This window comes from Thalassospira indica (assembly GCF_003403095.1).
In the GTDB taxonomy this organism is placed as follows: domain Bacteria; phylum Pseudomonadota; class Alphaproteobacteria; order Rhodospirillales; family Thalassospiraceae; genus Thalassospira; species Thalassospira indica.
Map to the genome: position 1 here is coordinate 2,516,089 of NZ_CP031555.1, position 17,224 is coordinate 2,533,312.

The 17,224-nt window shown below is 53.6% G+C and carries 12 protein-coding genes and 3 tRNA genes; 9 read left to right on the top strand and 6 right to left on the bottom strand.

Going from position 1 to position 17,224, the window contains the following annotated elements:
- Positions 1–81: 81 nt before the first annotated feature.
- Together DY252_RS11890 and DY252_RS11895 are read left to right on the top strand one after the other, a co-directional pair.
- Positions 82–1,575, top strand: a complete 1,494-nt coding sequence (locus DY252_RS11890) for a right-handed parallel beta-helix repeat-containing protein (protein WP_064789678.1) — start codon at positions 82–84, stop codon at positions 1,573–1,575.
- Positions 1,576–1,695: 120 nt separating this feature from the next.
- Positions 1,696–2,133, top strand: a complete 438-nt coding sequence (locus DY252_RS11895) for a MerR family transcriptional regulator (RefSeq protein ID WP_064789679.1) — start codon at positions 1,696–1,698, stop codon at positions 2,131–2,133.
- Between the two features lie 78 nt (positions 2,134–2,211).
- Here DY252_RS11895 and DY252_RS11900 read toward each other — a convergent pair whose 3' ends face one another.
- From DY252_RS11900 to DY252_RS11925, 6 genes are all read right to left on the bottom strand, one after another.
- A complete protein-coding gene (locus DY252_RS11900) occupies positions 2,212–4,902 on the bottom strand; it encodes a bifunctional acetate--CoA ligase family protein/GNAT family N-acetyltransferase (RefSeq protein WP_064789680.1) in 2,691 nt (896 codons plus the stop codon).
- Positions 4,903–5,137: 235 nt separating this feature from the next.
- A complete protein-coding gene (locus DY252_RS11905; RefSeq protein WP_064789681.1) occupies positions 5,138–5,452 on the bottom strand; it encodes a hypothetical protein in 315 nt (104 codons plus the stop codon).
- Positions 5,453–5,522: 70 nt separating this feature from the next.
- Positions 5,523–5,598: transfer RNA gene (locus DY252_RS11910), tRNA-Asn, on the bottom strand.
- A 292-nt stretch (positions 5,599–5,890) separates the two neighbouring features.
- A tRNA-Asn gene (locus tag DY252_RS11915) sits at positions 5,891–5,966 on the bottom strand.
- Positions 5,967–5,970: 4 nt separating this feature from the next.
- Positions 5,971–6,044 (bottom strand) — tRNA-Cys (locus tag DY252_RS11920).
- A 176-nt stretch (positions 6,045–6,220) separates the two neighbouring features.
- Positions 6,221–8,662, bottom strand: coding sequence for a methyl-accepting chemotaxis protein (locus tag DY252_RS11925; protein ID WP_064789271.1), 2,442 nt, complete (start codon positions 8,660–8,662; stop codon positions 6,221–6,223).
- A gap of 397 nt (positions 8,663–9,059) precedes the next feature.
- On the opposite strand from DY252_RS11925, the gene DY252_RS11930 reads away from it, so the two are divergent.
- The 7 genes from DY252_RS11930 to DY252_RS11960 all read left to right on the top strand — a co-directional run bounded on the left by DY252_RS11930 (position 9,060) and on the right by DY252_RS11960 (position 17,223).
- Entirely contained in the window at positions 9,060–9,713 is a 654-nt protein-coding gene (locus DY252_RS11930; RefSeq protein WP_008890969.1) for a protein-L-isoaspartate O-methyltransferase family protein, read from the top strand.
- Between the two features lie 13 nt (positions 9,714–9,726).
- A complete protein-coding gene (locus tag DY252_RS11935) occupies positions 9,727–10,047 on the top strand; it encodes a rhodanese-like domain-containing protein (RefSeq protein WP_231959732.1) in 321 nt (106 codons plus the stop codon).
- A gap of 144 nt (positions 10,048–10,191) precedes the next feature.
- Positions 10,192–11,544 (top strand): TolC family outer membrane protein, encoded by a 1,353-nt coding sequence (locus tag DY252_RS11940; RefSeq protein ID WP_008890971.1) that lies wholly within the window; start codon positions 10,192–10,194, stop codon positions 11,542–11,544.
- Positions 11,545–11,663: 119 nt separating this feature from the next.
- Positions 11,664–12,278, top strand: coding sequence for a DUF2497 domain-containing protein (locus DY252_RS11945; protein ID WP_064789270.1), 615 nt, complete (start codon positions 11,664–11,666; stop codon positions 12,276–12,278).
- Positions 12,279–12,368: 90 nt separating this feature from the next.
- On the top strand, positions 12,369–15,035 hold the full coding sequence (locus DY252_RS11950) for a valine--tRNA ligase (protein ID WP_064789290.1): 2,667 nt from the start codon (positions 12,369–12,371) through the stop codon (positions 15,033–15,035).
- A 206-nt stretch (positions 15,036–15,241) separates the two neighbouring features.
- Complete coding sequence (gene pabB / locus DY252_RS11955) at positions 15,242–16,639, top strand: aminodeoxychorismate synthase component I (RefSeq protein WP_064789269.1); 1,398 nt, start codon at positions 15,242–15,244, stop codon at positions 16,637–16,639.
- Entirely contained in the window at positions 16,636–17,223 is a 588-nt protein-coding gene (locus tag DY252_RS11960; protein ID WP_064789268.1) for an anthranilate synthase component II, read from the top strand. The genes pabB and DY252_RS11960 overlap by 4 nt, the downstream gene beginning before the upstream one ends.
- The last annotated feature ends 1 nt before the right edge of the window (position 17,224 follow it).

The following is a 17,224-nucleotide window of genomic DNA, read 5'->3' on the forward strand; positions in this document are numbered from 1 at the left end:
TCACGGCGCGCCTGAAACAACATACTTGGCCTCTGGTTGTTTTGCGTTATGGTTTTGCTATTCAAACAGGGAGGGCGGGTTATGGAAGTTGTGTATGTATCAGCAGACGGGCAAGAACACTGGATTGATGCCAAAATCCGCCCGACATTAACCCTTGATCAGGCGATTGCGCAAAGCCGGCCCGGACAAATGATCCGGATGATTGCGGGGGATTATTGCTTTGATGAACCCTTGCGTTTCCCGCGCAGTGGGACGGCTGATCAACCGATCATTGTGCGCGGCGAACCCGATGCGATAATCGACGCGGCAAAGCTTCCTGATCCTTCGGTTTCGGCAAGCAATCCGGGACGGGATGGTTATGCCGTTTTCCAGTTGATTGATGTCGCCCATATCCGGCTTGAGCTTTTTACCATCAAGCGGGCTTGGCCAAGTGCTGTTTATATCGAAAACAGTCAGCATCTGGCGTTTCGCGACCTTGATATCAGTGAGGGCACCTATGCCTTTTACGCCAACGGCGAGCAAACCCGCGGCATCTCGATCACTGATTGCCGTTGGGTCCAGAATCCCGATATCTGGCGTCAGATTCGCTGGGATGAAATTCACGACGGAAAGGACGAAGACGGTAATGTGATCGAGGTCGAATATCGCTACCTTAACGGGGCATTCTTTGGGGCTGATGATATTATCGGGGATGTCGAAATCATCCGAAACGATATCTGTGATTGCTATAACGGCGTTCGGATGGATGTGTCCCAGCATAATCTCTCTGCACCGGTCGGCAGCTTTAACCGGGACGTCAGAATCATTGACAACCGGTTCAGACACATCCGCGACAACCCGATAGAGCCCGAAGCAACCGCCCTCGGCTGGTGGATTGGCCGCAACCGGTTTTATAACTGCCATAAACTGTTTTCGCAGGACGGTGTTCGTGGCGGGTTCTGGTATTATTTCGGCAATATCTGCTGGTTTGACGGCCGCCCGGGCCCTGAAGGGGACGAGAATAACGGCGGTGCTGTTTTCAAACTGGGCAAGGGCGGATCAGTAGCCCAGCCCGATTATATTTCCGCCTGCCTGCACAACAGCTTTTTCCTGCGCCAGAAATATATCAAGAAGGGCACGACGCGCGGTCTGATCAATGCCCGCAATGCGATTGAACATGCCGATCCAGCAAAACTCCCCGAAGACCTGATGCCACTGGATCAGACATTCTTTGGTCCGGCGGACAAACTTTCGCTGTCGGCGGATGGTCCATTGCCTGTTTCGTTTGAAGGCGATCTTGCCAATCATCCGACATATCCGGCGGTGTTTGCGCCCTATGATGGTGTTTTGCGTGATCCGCGCGTTTTTGATGGCCCGTTGTTCGAAGATGGGCTGTCCGGGCGTTTTGATCTTCGTGCGCAACATCGAGAAGGGTATTGCGACACACTGAGCATCCCGATGCCCGATGGCGGCACTTGGTTGTCTCACCGTGCATTCTGGCCCGGTGCGTTGACAGATGGGGAAGTCTTTGAGGGACCGGACTATGTTCCCGTCGATCTGGATTACGTTCGAAGTTTGCCTGTTTACGGTGAATGAAAGGACGTCTTCGTAACGCCCGGCACCCGGTGTTATGGCCTTACGTATGCGTAAATCAGTTGACTGGGCTGTCGGAATGTTGCGATTGTGACGCACCGCATTCAACAAACAAGAAAAAACATGAACGATAAGCTTTATAGCATTACCGAGCTGGCCGAAGAATTCGACATTACGCCACGCGCGATCCGGTTTTACGAAACCAAGAACCTGCTTGCACCGCAGCGTGCCGGTGCGACACGCGTCTATAATTATCGTGACCGGGCTCGGCTGATGCTGGTGCTGCGTGGCAAGCGTCTTGGTTTCTCGCTTGAGGATATCAAGGAATATATCGATCTCTATGACGCAGACCGCAGTCGGACGGAACAGCTTGCGCATCTGATGCTGGTTGGACGTCGCCGGATCCAAGAGCTCGAACAGCAGCTTGAAGATGTGCAAACGACCTTGCAGGAACTGCGCACGATCGAGAATGAAGCAATTGATTCGCTTCGTGAAAAGGGCATCGATCCGGAAAAGGCCGTTGCCGATATCAAGGCCAAGCTTGTCGCAGAAACCGCCTGAAATTATTGAAGATTCTGCCTGAAACGAAAAAGCCCGGTATTTCACCGGGCTTTTGTTGTTTGATCATGATGACGCGGCTTATTCCGGGTCACGCTGCAAGGGCAGGGTGACTTCAAACACTTCTTCATCCGGGATGAATTTGCGGCTGAAGCCAAGGCTTTCGCAAAGGGTCAGCATCCGACGGTTATTCGGCAAAACCTGGCCGATGAAGGTTTCTGTGCCCTTGCGGCGGCAGAATTCAATCATCTTTTCCATCAGAATGCGGCCAAGGCCGCGCCCCTTGATATCGGATCGCACCATAATGGCGTATTCGGCTTTCTCGTTGTTCGGATCAATCACGACCTGAACGATACCGTGAATTTCGCCTTCCTGATCACCGTTTGGCAGTATGGCGAGGAAGGCCATATCGCGATCGTAATCAAGCTGCGTCTGACGGGCCATTTCCGAATGCGGCAATTCACGGACCGATCCGAAGAAGCGGAAGTGAATATCTTCCGGGGTTAGCCGCGACATGAATTCATAGTGGGCAGGTTCATCTTCGGGCTTGATCGGACGCAGCAAATAGGTCGTCCCATCATCCATCACCACCTTTTCCTTCAAATGGCGCGGGTAGGGGTGAATGGCCAGGCGCTGTTCGTCGCTTACAACCTTTGGCGTTACCTTGATACGGGCATCAAGCGCAATCACACCTTCACGGTCGGCCAGAAGCGGGTTCATATCAAGTTCGACAACTTCGCCCAACTGCACAACCAGCTGCGAAAGCCGCACTAAGGTCATGTAAAGTTCTTCCAGGTTGACCGCTGGGACATCACGGTAACCTTGTAGAAGCTTATGAATGCGTGTGCCTTCAACCAGTTCACGGGCAAGTTTCATGTTGAGCGGCGGCAAGGCCATCGCACGGTCACGAACGACTTCGACTTCGACACCGCCATGCCCGAACAGGATCACCGGGCCAAAGATCGGGTCGGTGGTCATGCCGACAATCAATTCACGTGCGCCGTCACGTTTGACCATCTCCTGAACGGTGAAACCGCGCAGGCGGGCCTCAGGGAATTTCTTGCCAATAACGCGCTGCATTTTTTCGGCTGCTGCACGGACTTCCTCGCCGTTTTCAAGGTTCAGGATCACGCCGCCGACATCGGACTTGTGGCTGATGTCGTCCGACAGGATCTTGAGTGCGACCGGGCGACCGATCTTTTCTGCCTTGCTGACGGCATCGTCAACATCAAGGGCGGCATAGGTTTTGACCGTATTGATGCCAAAGCATTCCAGAACCGATTTTGCTTCGGGTTCGGTCAGCATGTGACGTCCGGCGTGAATGGCGGCGTGAATGATGCTGCGCGCCTTGTCGACATCCGGTGTGTAATCGTGCGGTGCCGAAGGCGGCGTTTCCATCAAAAGTTCTTGCAGCTTGCGGAAATTGACCATGTGCTGGAAGGCAGCAACAGCATTTTCCGGCGTGCGGTAGGTCGGAATCCCAGCCGCATAGAACATGTTACGCGCCTCGGCCACGGTAGCCTCGCCAACCCAGTTGGTCAGGATGTTTTTCTTGCTGTTCTTGATGGTGTCAATCACACCCTGTGCGACTTCGACCGGATCGGTGATGGCCGTCGGGGCATGCATGACCAGCAAGCTGTCGATATTCTTGTCCTTCAGGACAACGTCAATGGTCTTGGCGTAACGTTCACCCGGCGCATCGCCGATGATATCGACCGGGTTGGCGTGCGACCAGGTCGGCGGGAGGACTTCATCAAGGGCTGCAATGGTTTCGTCGTCAAGGTGGGCTAACTGGCCATGTCTTTCGATCAGGGCGTCAACCGCAAGCACCCCGATCCCGCCACCGTTTGTCACGATGCCAAGTTTGTCACCGCGGAACGGGCGCATGCGCGACAGCGTTTCAGCTGCCGAGAACATTTCGCTTACCGTGTACACGCGCAAAACACCGGCACGTTTGATGGCGGCGTCAAAGACATCATCGGCACCGGCAAGCGCACCGGTGTGAGACGCGGCCGCAGCTGCACCCTCGGCAAAGCGACCGGATTTGATGCAAAGGATCGGTTTGTTACGTGATGCGGCACGGGCGGCAGAGATAAAGCTTCGGCGCTCGTGAATGGATTCAATATAAAGCATGATCGCCCGGGTATCGGGATCAGAGCCCAGATAGTCGATGACGTCGCCAAAATCGACGTCATCGCATTCACCCAGTGAAATAAAGTGGGAAAAACCGATTCCACGCGCAGCAGCCCAGTCGAGAACGGCGGTACACAGGGCACCCGATTGCGAAACAAAGGCAATCTTGCCATTACCAATGCTTTGATGGCTAAAGCTGGCATTCAGGCCGATGCCCGGCACCATCAGGCCAAGACAATTCGGACCGAGAAGACGCATCTTTTTGGAGGCAGCGATATCAAGCATCGCCTGTTTGACTGTGCGGTTGTCATCATATTGTTCTGCACTCAGGCCAGCAGTCAGGACAATCGCCGCAAGGCAGCCTTTTTCGGCCAGGCATTCCATAACCGGAACAACACCTTTGGGCGGAACACAGATGACAGCAAGCTCTGGCACCACCGGCAGGCTATTGACGTCGGGGTAGGCCAGAACGCCGCCGATTGACTGACTGCGTGGGTTCACCGGCATGATCGGCCCGTCAAATCCACCCGCAAGCAGGTTCTTCATAATCACGCTGCCAACGGAGTGCGGCCGATTGGAAGCGCCAATCACGGCGACCGATTTCGGTTTAAACAGATGATCGAGGTTGATTGTACTCATCGCCAGTTTGCGCCTTGTCCTGTGTGGGCTGGCCTGATTTCGGCCAACTCGCCCTATATGGTGATGCATGCGCTGTTTTTTCAGCGCACCATCATGATGCAGTGCGATATTTTAGAGCGATGCCAATTATATTGATTTGCTGTGCATCAATAAAGCGCTGCCAACACGAAGTTTTTATGGCAGTGCGGTGCAGCAGGCTATGGGGAGCGTGAAGTACGGAGATCTTGCGTCACGATTAATGAACGTGACCATGATGCCCGTCGTCAAATCGCGCGGACTCTTCAAGCCAGGCTTCCACTTCATCCTGTGAACTCATGGCGAGCGCGATTTCAAGGTCGGCTTGGACATGGGCCAGGCTGTCGAACATCGGGCACCAGCCAAACGCCTGTATCCGGGCATCGGTCGTCGACGAGATCGTGAACAGATCCCCGTCAATCGGGTGTACCAAGCCATGAATGACCCCGCCTTCGCCCGTAATCAACCATCCGCGGGTCGGTCCGGACAGGGTGGCGAGTTCAACTTCGCGAAGGTCGATTTTGATTGTTCTCATGGGGTAAACATCCGTGTTTTGACGTTCAAAAGCAAAAGGGACCGAACATTACGTTCGGTCCCTTTTTAATTGGCTCCGGCAGCAGGACTCGAACCTGCGACCCAATGATTAACAGTCATTTGCTCTACCAACTGAGCTATGCCGGATCAGGTGCCGCGCGTCTTTCGATGCGCGTGGCAGGTGTATAATCAAACAGCCCGTGGCCCGCAAGACCTTTTTTGAGAAAATCCAGCCAAAATCGCGTCTTTTTCCAGCATGGCTGCGACAGGTTATCGGCAAGCGCGATAATGATGGAAACCATTTCCCAACTGGTTGAATTGGATCACGTAAAGCGCATCGTGTTCTGTGGTCGGGAAGGGGCAAATCACACTTGGAATAACTGCGAAATGATATTGGCCCGAAAAGCATAAACCCCCGGAACAGAGTTCCAGGGGTTTATGGCTCCGGCAGCAGGACTCGAACCTGCGACCCAATGATTAACAGTCATTTGCTCTACCAACTGAGCTATGCCGGATCAGTGGAGGCGCGAGCCGGAATCGAACCGGCGTGCAAGGATTTGCAGTCCTCTGCGTAACCACTCCGCCATCGCGCCTTCGCGTTGGCTGGAGCGGTGTATAGCCGCAACAAACGCACCCCGTCAAGCACCCAATTTTACATTTTTCCGAAGGCTTGGGGATTAGTGCTACGAAAAAGAACAAACCGCCCGGGAAAACTTCCCGGGTGGTCGTAAAAGCTTATGGGAATGTCATCCCGCAGTTGGTCTGTGGACTAACCTTTAGCTTTGCCAAAGCGGTTTTCAAGCCACGGTTTCAATCGTTCCTCGCGGACCTTGCTCGGTGCAAAATCGAGGTTTGCGATGGTACCGAGACTGTTTTCAACCTCAAACGGAATGGTGGTGTTTGGCCCTTCAATGGTGACTTCGCCCTTGGCACCCTTGGTCACTGGCTCGCTGAGCGACACTTTGGTGCCACCGGCTGAAATGTCGATGGTTTGACCACGGATCGATTTTCCGCCAACTTTTACCGTCACTGCAAACTGTGCATCAAAACGTGGGTCTTTGCGGCGGTTCACCTCCGGAGTGGCCGTGCGAACGATTCGAACAAGACTGGTGCGGAGTTCAGCAATGCTTGCATCGACTTCTTCGGCGATCTTGTTCATGTCGGCCGCGCGGGTGAGGTTGTCTTGCGCTTCGGAGGCAACATGACCGATCTTTTCGGTCACTTCGTTCGATGCTTCCGCCGTCTGGACAACGTTACGGGCAATTTCCTGTGTCGCGTCATCCTGTTGACGGACATTGACCGCGACGTTTGATGCAACCTCGTCAACCTTGCGGATGCTTGCTGTCATTTGCTGAACAGCGGACACCACCGATCCTGTAACATTCTGGATTTCACCAAGTTGACGGGTGATTTCCTCGGTCGATTTTGCTGTCTGGTTGGCCAGATTTTTGACTTCCTGCGCAACCACGGCAAAACCTTTGCCCGCATCACCGGCACGGGCCGCCTCGATGGTGGCGTTCAGGGCCAGAAGGTTGGTCTGGGCAGCGATGTCGCCAATAAGTTCTGCGACTTCACCAATGCGATCAACGCTGTCTTTAAGCGACGTCACAGTTTGTTCGGCACTCTGTCCGGCCTGATTGGCTTCAGCGGTAAGGGACGTGGCTTCCTCGATCTGGCGGCTGATTTCGCGGATCGATGCGGCCAGTTCTTCGGACGCACCAGAAACGGTTTCGGCGTTTGCCAAGGCTTCGTGGGCGGCAGCCGCAACACTTTCAGAGTTTTCCGACACGCGTTCGGACGAACCGGCCATGTCACCAGCCGCTTCATTCAGGCGCTGCGTTTGGTCAATGATCGACTGAACAACCTTTTGCAGTTCTTTCTCGACCGTTTCGGCCAATCCGCGCAAGGCGCCGATACGCTGGGTGTTGGCTTTAGCTTCGTTTTCGTCACGCTCCAGACGGTTATAGGCCAGTTTCGCATGGAGGGCGCGAATCTGCTGAGTCAGGGACTTGAAGTCCGGCATTTCAGGAAGCGGGATCAGGTAGGAGGAGTCGTTTCTGGAAATGGCTTCGAAATGGCCTTCCATGACCGCAAGCGGCTTGCGGAATTTACGGATCAACCATGCGCCATAAATAACTGTCAGAATGCCAGCCAACAGGAGTAGGGCGCTAACAATTGCGACAGTGACAAAGAAGTTAGTACGTGCGTCTTCGACCAGTGTGCCAACGATATTGTTCTGAGCAATGGAAAGGTTGCCGATCTGTTCGGTCAGGGGATCAATCGTCTGATACAACTCATCCTTGACCAAGGCATCGAGGGCCGCGGTATCTTTGGCGACAAAAATGCCGCGCAGGCGACTGATCAGTTCGTCTGCCGGCGGGATAAGATTCTGGACCTGTCGGACGATATCGGCTTCTTCCGGGTCAATGCGGCGCCCGAAATAGATATCAAGGTTGTCCTTGATGCGCTTTTCCGCAAGATCGACGCTTTCAATGCCTTCCTGCCATGTAAAATTGCCATTGCGGACCTTGTGCGATGCATCCACGACAAAGACAGCATAGTCATCGGAAACCTGTTTCAGAAGGTTTAGCGGTTTGACACGGTTTTCATAAACGCTCTCAAGTCGTCGCTCTATCTGGAGCTCGCCATAAAGAGCATAACCACCAATCACCAGCATCAAAACAAACATCGTCCCAAAGGCTAGGGTGAGGCTACCCTTGATGCTGGCAAGGAAGTTTTTAAATTTCGCCATCGGGCTGGTATCGATGATGTCACCATATTCCAGCCCGACGTTTTTTGCCGCACCGCTGCGAATGTCATAATAGACTCGTTCTGCGGTGTTCTTTTCGGCCTCGGTCGGTTTTGTGCGGATAGAAATAAATCCGTTCACTTCGCCGTTTTCGATGGTCGGGGTGACATTGGCACGCACCCAATAGTGATCACCATTCTTTGTGCGGTTTTTAACAAGTCCCTGCCATGGCAACCCCGCCTTGATGGTCTCCCACAAGTTTGCGAAGGCTTCCTTTGGCATGTCCGAGTGACGGACAATGTTATGGGCGGAGCCAGAAAGCTCTTCTTCACTAAAACCACTGATATCAACGAAGGCCTGGTTCGAAAACTGGATACGTCCCCCGGTATCTGTCTTCGAGACGAGGATATCCTCGTCTTTCATTTGAATTTCGCGATTGGTAACAGGACCATTATCACGCATGTTAGAAGTTCCCCTAGATTGGAGCGTGTCACGTCACGCTGCGCGCTGCTATCGAAAGGTATTTTTGCAAGCAATGCTTACAGTTAGAATATGAAAATATACATAGGTATAGTATTCTTGTTTAGAGATGCATTATTGTGCTCAAAGACATTTTTCAATGCTTCGTTTGCGGAATATTGTCATTGATCTGCTGCAAACCGGGTGAAATTGCTTTGCGACGTCATCGCGTGCAGGCCAAAAGAACAGAAAATCCACGACCAAAGAGGGGTTTGCGCTTGATCCGTGGTTGTCAGGTGCTTAAGTGCTGACTATAAACAGGGCAATTGCCGCAGCCGTCTTTGGGGACAACAAGAGGACTGTGGTCTGTTTCTCGCGAGAATTTTCAGGTCAGATAATCATGGATTACCAAATCGCGCGCCATAACATGGTGGAAAATCAGGTTCGGACCAACAAGGTTACCGATCCGCTGGTCATTGCAGCGATGGAAGGGGTTCCGCGCGAACTGTTCCTGCCGGAAGGCAAGCGCGGCGTTGCCTATATCGACGAGGATATCGCCGTGGGTGCCGGGCGTTTTGCCATGGAGCCGATGGTGATTGCGCGCCTTATGCAAAATGCCGAGATCGCTGAAACGGATGTTGCCCTGGTGATTGGTGCCGGGTACGGCTATTCCAGCGCGCTGATCTCGCGCGTGGCAGAAACCGTGGTGTCTGTCGAAAGCGACAAGGATATGGCTGCCGCTGCCGAGGCCACCTTCCAGAAGCTCAACTACGACAATGTCATTGTTGTCGAAGGTGATCTGGCATCAGGGTATGCCAAACAGGCTCCTTATAACGTCATCGTCTTCGATGGTGCTGTTGCAGAAGTTCCGGCCGGTATCCTTGAACAGGTTTCCGAAGGTGGTCGATTGCTCGCCGTGGTGCGTGAACCGGGCAAGGTAGGTGTTGCACGCCTTTACGAGCGCGAAAACGGTGTCATCGGGCATCGCGATCTGTTTGATGCGAACATTCCGTATCTTCCGGGATTTGAGCCGGCAGAAAGCTTTGTATTCTGATTGAGGTTTGACGGTGCTCGACATCAGTTGTGCTGAACTTGCGTCACGGCTTGATGCGAATGCACCGATTGCCTTGCTTGATGTCCGCGAAGATTGGGAACTTGAAATCTGCGCGATAGATCAGGCGCTCCATATTCCTCTTTCCCAACTATCGGGAAGGTTGGATGAACTGGCGCCTGATATGCCTTTGGCGATCATTTGTCATCATGGCGTTCGCAGTCGCCATGCGGGCCTGTTGCTTGAGGATCATGGATTTAAAGAGCTTTTTAATGTTCGCGGCGGTATAGATGCATGGGCGCTTGAAGTTGAGCGCGATATGAGCCGCTACGATTGAAAACGGCGATGACGGAGAAACGGGGCAAATTACTTTTTTTTGATGCAAATGCCTCTTTTCTTGGAAAATTTTCCTTCCGTCGTTACCATACGTGAAACTGCGCCGGGGTCGGGACTTGGTGTAGGATTTTACAAGGGTAGATAAATGATCAAACGGTTCTTGCTGACCTGCAGTATTCTGGCGACCGGCGGCATTGTTGCCAGCGGCGCTTCTGCAGAAAGCCTGGAAGACGCACTTATCAAGGCGTACCAGAGCAACCCGACACTCGAAGCCGGTCGTGCGGCACTTCGTTCGACCGATGAAGAAATCTCCTCGGCATTGTCAAACTGGCGGCCGAGTGTAAGCCTTTCTGGTAGCGCAGGCGTTCGTGATACCGAAACAGAAACCAACGGTACGAAAACAGATAACAGCCTGACGCCGTATACGGTTGGCCTCAACGTTACGCAGCCGCTTTATCGTGGCGGCCGTACCACGGCAGAAACCGAACGTGCAGAGGCCCGCATCAAGGCTGCCCGTGCGTCGCTGCGGTCGACCGAGCAGGATGTTATGCTTCAGGTCGCAACAGCGTATTTCAACGTTCTGCGTGATACTGCGGTTGTTGAGCTTAATCAGAACAACGTGCGTGTTCTGGAGCGTCAGCTTGAAGCAACCCGTGATCGTTTTGATGTTGGCGAGGTGACCCGTACGGACGTGTCCCAGGCCGAAGCACGCCTTGCAGGTGCAAAGGCCAATTTGATCTCAGCACAGGGTGCCTTGGCCAATACCCGGGCGCAATACGAGCGGCTTGTCGGGAATCCGCCAAGCGATCTTGAAATTCCCAATGCGCTCTCGGGACTTCCGACAAGCATTTCCGATGTTCTGACGATTGCGCAGGGTCAGCACCCTGACGTCTTGCAGGCAATTTACAGCGAAGAAGCTGCTCAGTCCGACATTCGTCTGAGCGAAGGTTCGCTTTATCCGGAAGTAAGCCTTGCTGCCGGTGTTGAGCGTCAGCATGAAGCGTCGAACGATGATTTCACGTCTGATACGGCGGACATTATCGCGTCAGTCTCGATACCGCTGTACCAGCAGGGTGCTGTGTTCTCGAACGTGCGTTCGGCAAAGCAGACCGCCGGTCAGGCCCGGATCCAGATTGATGAAGCGCGCCGTTCAGTAATCGAAAACGCAACCAGTGCCTGGGAGACGCTTGTTACAGCACGTGCAAGCATCGAATCGCAGCAGGCACAGGTATCATCGGCTGAAGTTGCCCTTGATGGCGTTCAGCGTGAAGCATCGGTTGGTTCGCGTACCGTTCTTGATGTTCTTGATCAGGAACAGGAACTGTTGCAGGCACGTGTGGATCTTGTCGGTTCGCGCCGTGACGCTGCGGTTGCCGAGTTTCAGGTTAAGGCTGCCATGGGGGCGCTTAATGCGCAGGTCCTTGGTCTGCCGGTCGAAATTTATGACACTGAGTCCAACTATAACAAGGTCAAGGACCAGTGGTGGGGAACGGATTGATTGGTTGATGGTCGGGGCAGGGTGGCGACATCCTGCCTTCGAACTTGGGGCGGATCGGTCTGGTTAAATGACACTAGTGCGGAAGTTTAATTATGAGTGACGGGCAACAAGAACCTTCCATGGAGGATATCCTCCAGTCCATCCGCAAGATTCTTGCCGATGAGGGGGATGAAGAAAAACAGGAAGCTGCTCCTGAACCCGAACCGACGCCGGAACCGGAGCCAGAACCAGAGCCCGAGCCGGAACCAGAACCCGAGCCTGAAGAAGAAATCGACGAACTTGTGCTTGACGAAGAGCCTGAGGAACTTGAGTTCGAGGAAGAACCCGAGGAACTGGAGCTTGACGAGCCGGAAGAAGCGGAAGAGCTCGAACTCGACGATATGCTCGATTTCGATGAAACACCTCTGGAAGAAGAATTCGACGAGCCGGAACCGGAACCAGAGCCCGAACCGGCAATGCCAGCCCTTTACGATGATGAAGACGACGAACCGTTGATTTCGAATATGACGGAATCAACGGCGACCGGAACCATCTCGGAGCTGGCGCAAGCTGTTGCAAAGAAACGCGCAGTTGCCCTTGGCATCAACGCGGGACATGCAACCCTTGAGGATCTGGTGCGCGATATGCTGCGTCCGTTGCTTAAGGAATGGCTTGACGAAAACCTTCCCTATATGATCGAACGCCTTGTGAAAAAGGAAATCGAGCGGATTGTGAACCGCGCCGAAGACCTGTAGGCGAGCCGATTTTGACATTCGAGCGGCGCGCCAACGGTGCGCCGCTTTTTCTTTGGATAAACAATGAAACCCGCAGCGGATCAAAAGACCATGTTGGAGAAGACCTACAACCCGGCCGATGTTGAAGGCAGACTTTACGATAAATGGGAAAAAGCCGGGGCATTTGCCGCTGATCCGGCATCCAGTGCCGATCCCTATGTCATCATGATGCCGCCACCCAACGTGACCGGTAGCCTCCACATGGGGCATGCACTGACCTTTACGCTTCAGGATATCCTGGTCCGCTATAACCGGATGAAGGGCAAGGATACCCTTTGGCAGCCCGGCACCGACCATGCCGGCATTGCAACCCAGATGGTTGTTGAACGCCAGCTTGGCGAACAGAATGTCACGCGCCATGACCTTGGCCGTGAAAAGTTCGTCGAGAAGGTCTGGGAGTGGAAAGAAAAATCTGGCGGGACCATCACCAATCAGCTGCGCCGTCTGGGTGCTTCGCCCGACTGGCCGCGTGAACGTTTCACCATGGATGATGGCCTGTCGGCTGCGGTCCGCAAGGTGTTTGTCAAACTGCACAAGGATGGTCTGATTTACCGTGACAAGCGTCTGGTGAACTGGGATCCGAAACTTCTGACCGCGATTTCCGACCTTGAAGTTATTCAGAAAGAAGTCAAAGGCCATTACTGGCACTTCAAATATCCGATTGAGGGCCGTGAAGGTGAGTTCATCACGGTTGCCACCACTCGTCCCGAAACGATGCTGGGCGATACAGGCGTTGCAGTCCATCCGGATGACGAACGCTATCAAGACCTGATCGGGAAATACTGCATTCTTCCGATTGTTGGACGCCGCATCAAGATCGTCGCGGACGAATATGCCGATCCGGAAAAAGGTTCGGGTGCTGTTAAAATCACACCGGCGCATGATTTCAATGACTTTGAAGTCGGCAAACGTGCTGGTCTGGAAAAGATCAACATCCTTGATGATCATGCGCGCATCAATGATGAAGGGCCCGAGGAATACCGCGGCCTTGATCGTTTTGAAGCCCGCAAATTGATCGTCGCAAAGATGGACGAGCTCGGTCTGCTTGAAAAGATCGAGGATACCGTTCACATGGTACCATACGGCGACCGTTCGAATGTCGTGATTGAGCCGTATCTGACCGATCAGTGGTTTGTAAACGCCGAGGTTCTTGCAAAGCCCGCCACCGAGGCGGTTGAAGATGGCCGCATTCGCTTTGTGCCAAAGAACTGGGAAAATACCTATTTTGAATGGATGCGCAACATCCAGCCATGGTGTATTTCCCGTCAGCTTTGGTGGGGGCATCGTATTCCGGCATGGTTTGGCCCCGACGGCGAATTCTTCGTTGAAGAAACCGAAGAAGAAGCCATGGCCGCCGCCAAGGCGCATTATGGCAAGGATGTCGAACTGACCCAGGAAACCGACGTTCTGGATACCTGGTTCTCATCAGGTCTTTGGCCGTATTCGACGCTGGGCTGGCCGGAAAAGACACCGGAACTTGCCAAATATTATCCGGGCGATGTTCTGGTTACCGGGTTTGACATCATCTTCTTCTGGGTTGCCCGGATGATCATGATGAGCATGTATTTCATGGACGGCAAAGTCCCGTTCCGTGACGTGTATATTCATGCGCTGGTGCGTGATGAGCACGGCCAGAAGATGTCGAAATCCAAAGGAAACGTCATCGATCCGCTTGAGATCATTGACGAATATGGCTGTGATGCGTTGCGCTTTACCCTAACGGCATTGGCCGCCCAGGGGCGCGACATCAAGCTTGCCGCATCCCGTGTTGAAGGCTATCGCAACTTCGCGACCAAGCTTTGGAATGCGGCCCGCTTTGCCGAAATGAATGAATGCAAGCCGGTTGATGGCTTTGATCCGGCGAACGTGAAATCGACCCTTGGTCGCTGGATCGTTGGCAAAACGGTTGAAGCGGCAAAGGCCGTTGGCACCGGCATTGAGACCTATCGGTTCAACGATGCCGCCAGCAGTGCCTATCAGTTTGTTTGGGGTTCGTTCTGTGACTGGTATCTGGAACTGGCGAAACCGGTTCTGATGGGCAGTGACGAAGAAGCCAAGGCGGAAATTCGCGCAGTTACCGCGTGGGTTCTTGATCAGATCCTGTTGATCTTGCACCCGGTCATGCCGTTCATCACCGAAGAACTTTGGGAAAAGACCGCCGATAGTCGTGCAAAAATGCTGATTGCCGAAGGCTATCCGCAGTTTGACGAAACCCTGATTGATCGTGAAGCAGAAGCCGAAGTCGATCTGGCCATCCGCCTGATTGGTAACATCCGTGGTGTCCGTTCTGAAATGAATGTGCCGCCGGCGGCCGAAGTTCCGATCTATCTGGTTGATGCCACCGACGCGATGAAAGCGGCTGTCATGGCACAGGAAGCACAGGTCAAGCGTCTGGCACGCGTTGCGGATGTTGCCTTTAAGGGGCAGGGCGACGTCGAGGCGATTGCCAAAGGTGCGATCCAGACTGTGGTTGATGGTGTGACGGTCTTCGTTTCGGTCGCCGATTTCATTGATGTTGCCGCTGAAAAGGCACGTCTAGAAAAGGAAATTCAAGACAAGACGAAATACATCAAGGCCCAGGAAGGCAAGCTTTCGAACGAGAAGTTCGTCAGCCGCGCACCTGAGCACATCGTCACGGCCGAAAAAGCCAAGCTTGAAGAAGCACGTGATACCCTTGCCAAGCTTAACGAAGCTTTCGCGCGTATTGCAGCGATGTAAGGTTTCGAACCAGTCTGCGAGAAAGGCCAGCCATCATTGGTTGGCCTTTTTTGTTCTGGGTTCAATTGAACTGTCGTAATGTCGCAAAAATCTTCACCCGATCATGCAGAATCGCTTAGATTGGCGTCGCCCGTTCCTGTGAGCGACAAAACCCCCATGGAATGACGATTTTCGTCGCGTCCAGTCGATAAGAATGCGCCGGCCCAATGCTGATTGAAGAATGCCCCTATATCGAGCCCGTTGATGCCTATGGAGCGTTTGCGCCATTTGCAGATAGCCATTTTTTGGATTCTGGTGACCGTGACCGGTTCTCCTACATTGTCGTGTCGCCGCTGCACAAATTGACGGCGAAGAACGGGCAGGCGGTGCTGGATGGCTTTGAAATTCCGGGAAACCCGTTTGACGTCCTTGGCGATCTGTTGGCGCGCTATCAGATCGAAGCGAAGCTAGGCCTGCCGCCGTTTCAAGGCGGTGCTGTCGGCTATTTTGGCTATGAGTTGGCGCATCAGACAGAATTGTTGCCCACAGCACCCGACGACTGGCTTTCAATGCCGGACATGGCCGTCGGGATTTATGATCTTGTGATCGCATTTGATCAGATTGACCGGCGGATGTGGCTTATTTCAACCGGCATTCCAGAGACAGAAGGTTCAAAGCGCGGTCAGCGTGCAAACGACCGTATGGCGTTGATCCGCAAGTATCTAAGACTTGCACGGCCGCTGATCGATACGCCCGCTGTGCCGCATGTACCAAACTCGACCTGGCAGTCAAACTTTGATCGCGCCAGCTACGAGGCCGCCGTACAGCGCGTGATTGATTACATCTTTGCCGGCGACATCTTTCAGGCCAACCTGTCACAAAGCTTCCGCGCAGAGTACGCAAGCGATGCCATCCCAAAGCGGTTCGACCTTTATCGCCGATTGCGGGACATCAGTTCCGCGCCCTTCGGCGCATTCCTGAATTTCGGGGATGCGGCGGTGCTATCAAATTCGCCGGAACGGTTCCTCAGGGTCAGAAACCGCCAGATCGAAACCAAGCCGATCAAGGGCACAAGACCGCGCGGCGAAACACCGTTAAGCGATGCCGAACTGGCACAGGAATTAATGCTGTCACCAAAGGATCGCGCGGAAAACGTTATGATCGTTGATCTTTTGCGCAATGACCTGTCAAAGGTGAGTAATCCTCACAGCGTGAGAACACCGGTGATCTGCGCGTTGGAAAGCTATGCCAATGTACATCATCTGGTGTCCACCGTGACAGGCGAACTGCGAGAAGGCAAAACGGCTGTTGATGCATTGCGTGCATGTTTCCCCGGTGGGTCGATCACTGGTGCACCGAAAATTCGCGCGATGGAGATTATCACCGAGCTCGAGAAAACAACGCGCGGTGCGTATTGCGGTGCCATTGGCTATATCGGATTTGACGGTGCGATGGACACAAACATCGCCATCCGAACGCTTAGCGTAAATGGCGGCAAGATGGCCTTTAATGTGGGCGGCGGGATCGTTGCGGACAGCGACCCGGCAGGGGAATACGAGGAAACGCTTGTTAAGGCCGCCAAGATGTTTGAGTTGTTCGGATTAAGTGCCGGGGATCTGCTATGATCCTGCTGATCGATAATTATGATTCTTTTGTCTTCAATCTTGCCCGCTATCTTGAGGAACTCGGACATGCGGTCACGGTTGTTCGAAACGATGAGATCACGGTTGCGGGTGTGCGTGCCCTAAATCCCTTGGCGATTGTGTTTTCGCCGGGACCCTGCGGACCGGATGAGGCGGGAAACAGTCTGGAATTGATCAACGCACTAAAAACCGAGTTTCCGATGCTTGGCGTCTGCCTTGGGCATCAGTCTATCGCCCAGGCATTCGGTGGAACGGTCAAGCGCGCGAAACGGCCGGTTCACGGGATGACATCATCGATCCGGCATAGCGGGGACGATTTGTTTGCTGGATTAAACAATCCTTTGCAAGTCACGCGATATCACTCGTTAATCGTTGATTTGCCAAATGATGGCACTTTGATCGAGACAGCAACAGGCCCCGACGGAGAAGTCATGGCATTTGCCCATGCGACCTTGCCGATTTACGGTGTTCAGTTCCATCCCGAGGCCGTACTTACGGAACAGGGCCACGCGCTGTTAGCGAATTTTCTGAAACGTGCTTCCGGGCAGGGAGCCGATAACGATTAAA

Bases quoted from the DNA above. Each gene is read 5' to 3' on its own strand.
- DY252_RS11930 (WP_008890969.1), top strand. From the start codon at position 9,060: ATGGATTACCAAATCGCGCGCCATAACATGGTGGAAAATCAGGTTCGG.
- DY252_RS11895 (WP_064789679.1), top strand. From the start codon at position 1,696: ATGAACGATAAGCTTTATAGCATTACCGAGCTGGCCGAAGAATTCGAC.
- DY252_RS11950 (WP_064789290.1), top strand. From the start codon at position 12,369: ATGTTGGAGAAGACCTACAACCCGGCCGATGTTGAAGGCAGACTTTAC.
- DY252_RS11890 (WP_064789678.1), top strand. From the start codon at position 82: ATGGAAGTTGTGTATGTATCAGCAGACGGGCAAGAACACTGGATTGAT.
- DY252_RS11945 (WP_064789270.1), top strand. From the start codon at position 11,664: ATGGAGGATATCCTCCAGTCCATCCGCAAGATTCTTGCCGATGAGGGG.
- DY252_RS11905 (WP_064789681.1), bottom strand. From the start codon at position 5,452: ATGAGAACAATCAAAATCGACCTTCGCGAAGTTGAACTCGCCACCCTG.
- DY252_RS11925 (WP_064789271.1), bottom strand. From the start codon at position 8,662: ATGCGTGATAATGGTCCTGTTACCAATCGCGAAATTCAAATGAAAGAC.
- DY252_RS11960 (WP_064789268.1), top strand. From the start codon at position 16,636: ATGATCCTGCTGATCGATAATTATGATTCTTTTGTCTTCAATCTTGCC.
- pabB (WP_064789269.1), top strand. From the start codon at position 15,242: ATGCTGATTGAAGAATGCCCCTATATCGAGCCCGTTGATGCCTATGGA.
- DY252_RS11940 (WP_008890971.1), top strand. From the start codon at position 10,192: ATGATCAAACGGTTCTTGCTGACCTGCAGTATTCTGGCGACCGGCGGC.
- DY252_RS11900 (WP_064789680.1), bottom strand. From the start codon at position 4,902: ATGAGTACAATCAACCTCGATCATCTGTTTAAACCGAAATCGGTCGCC.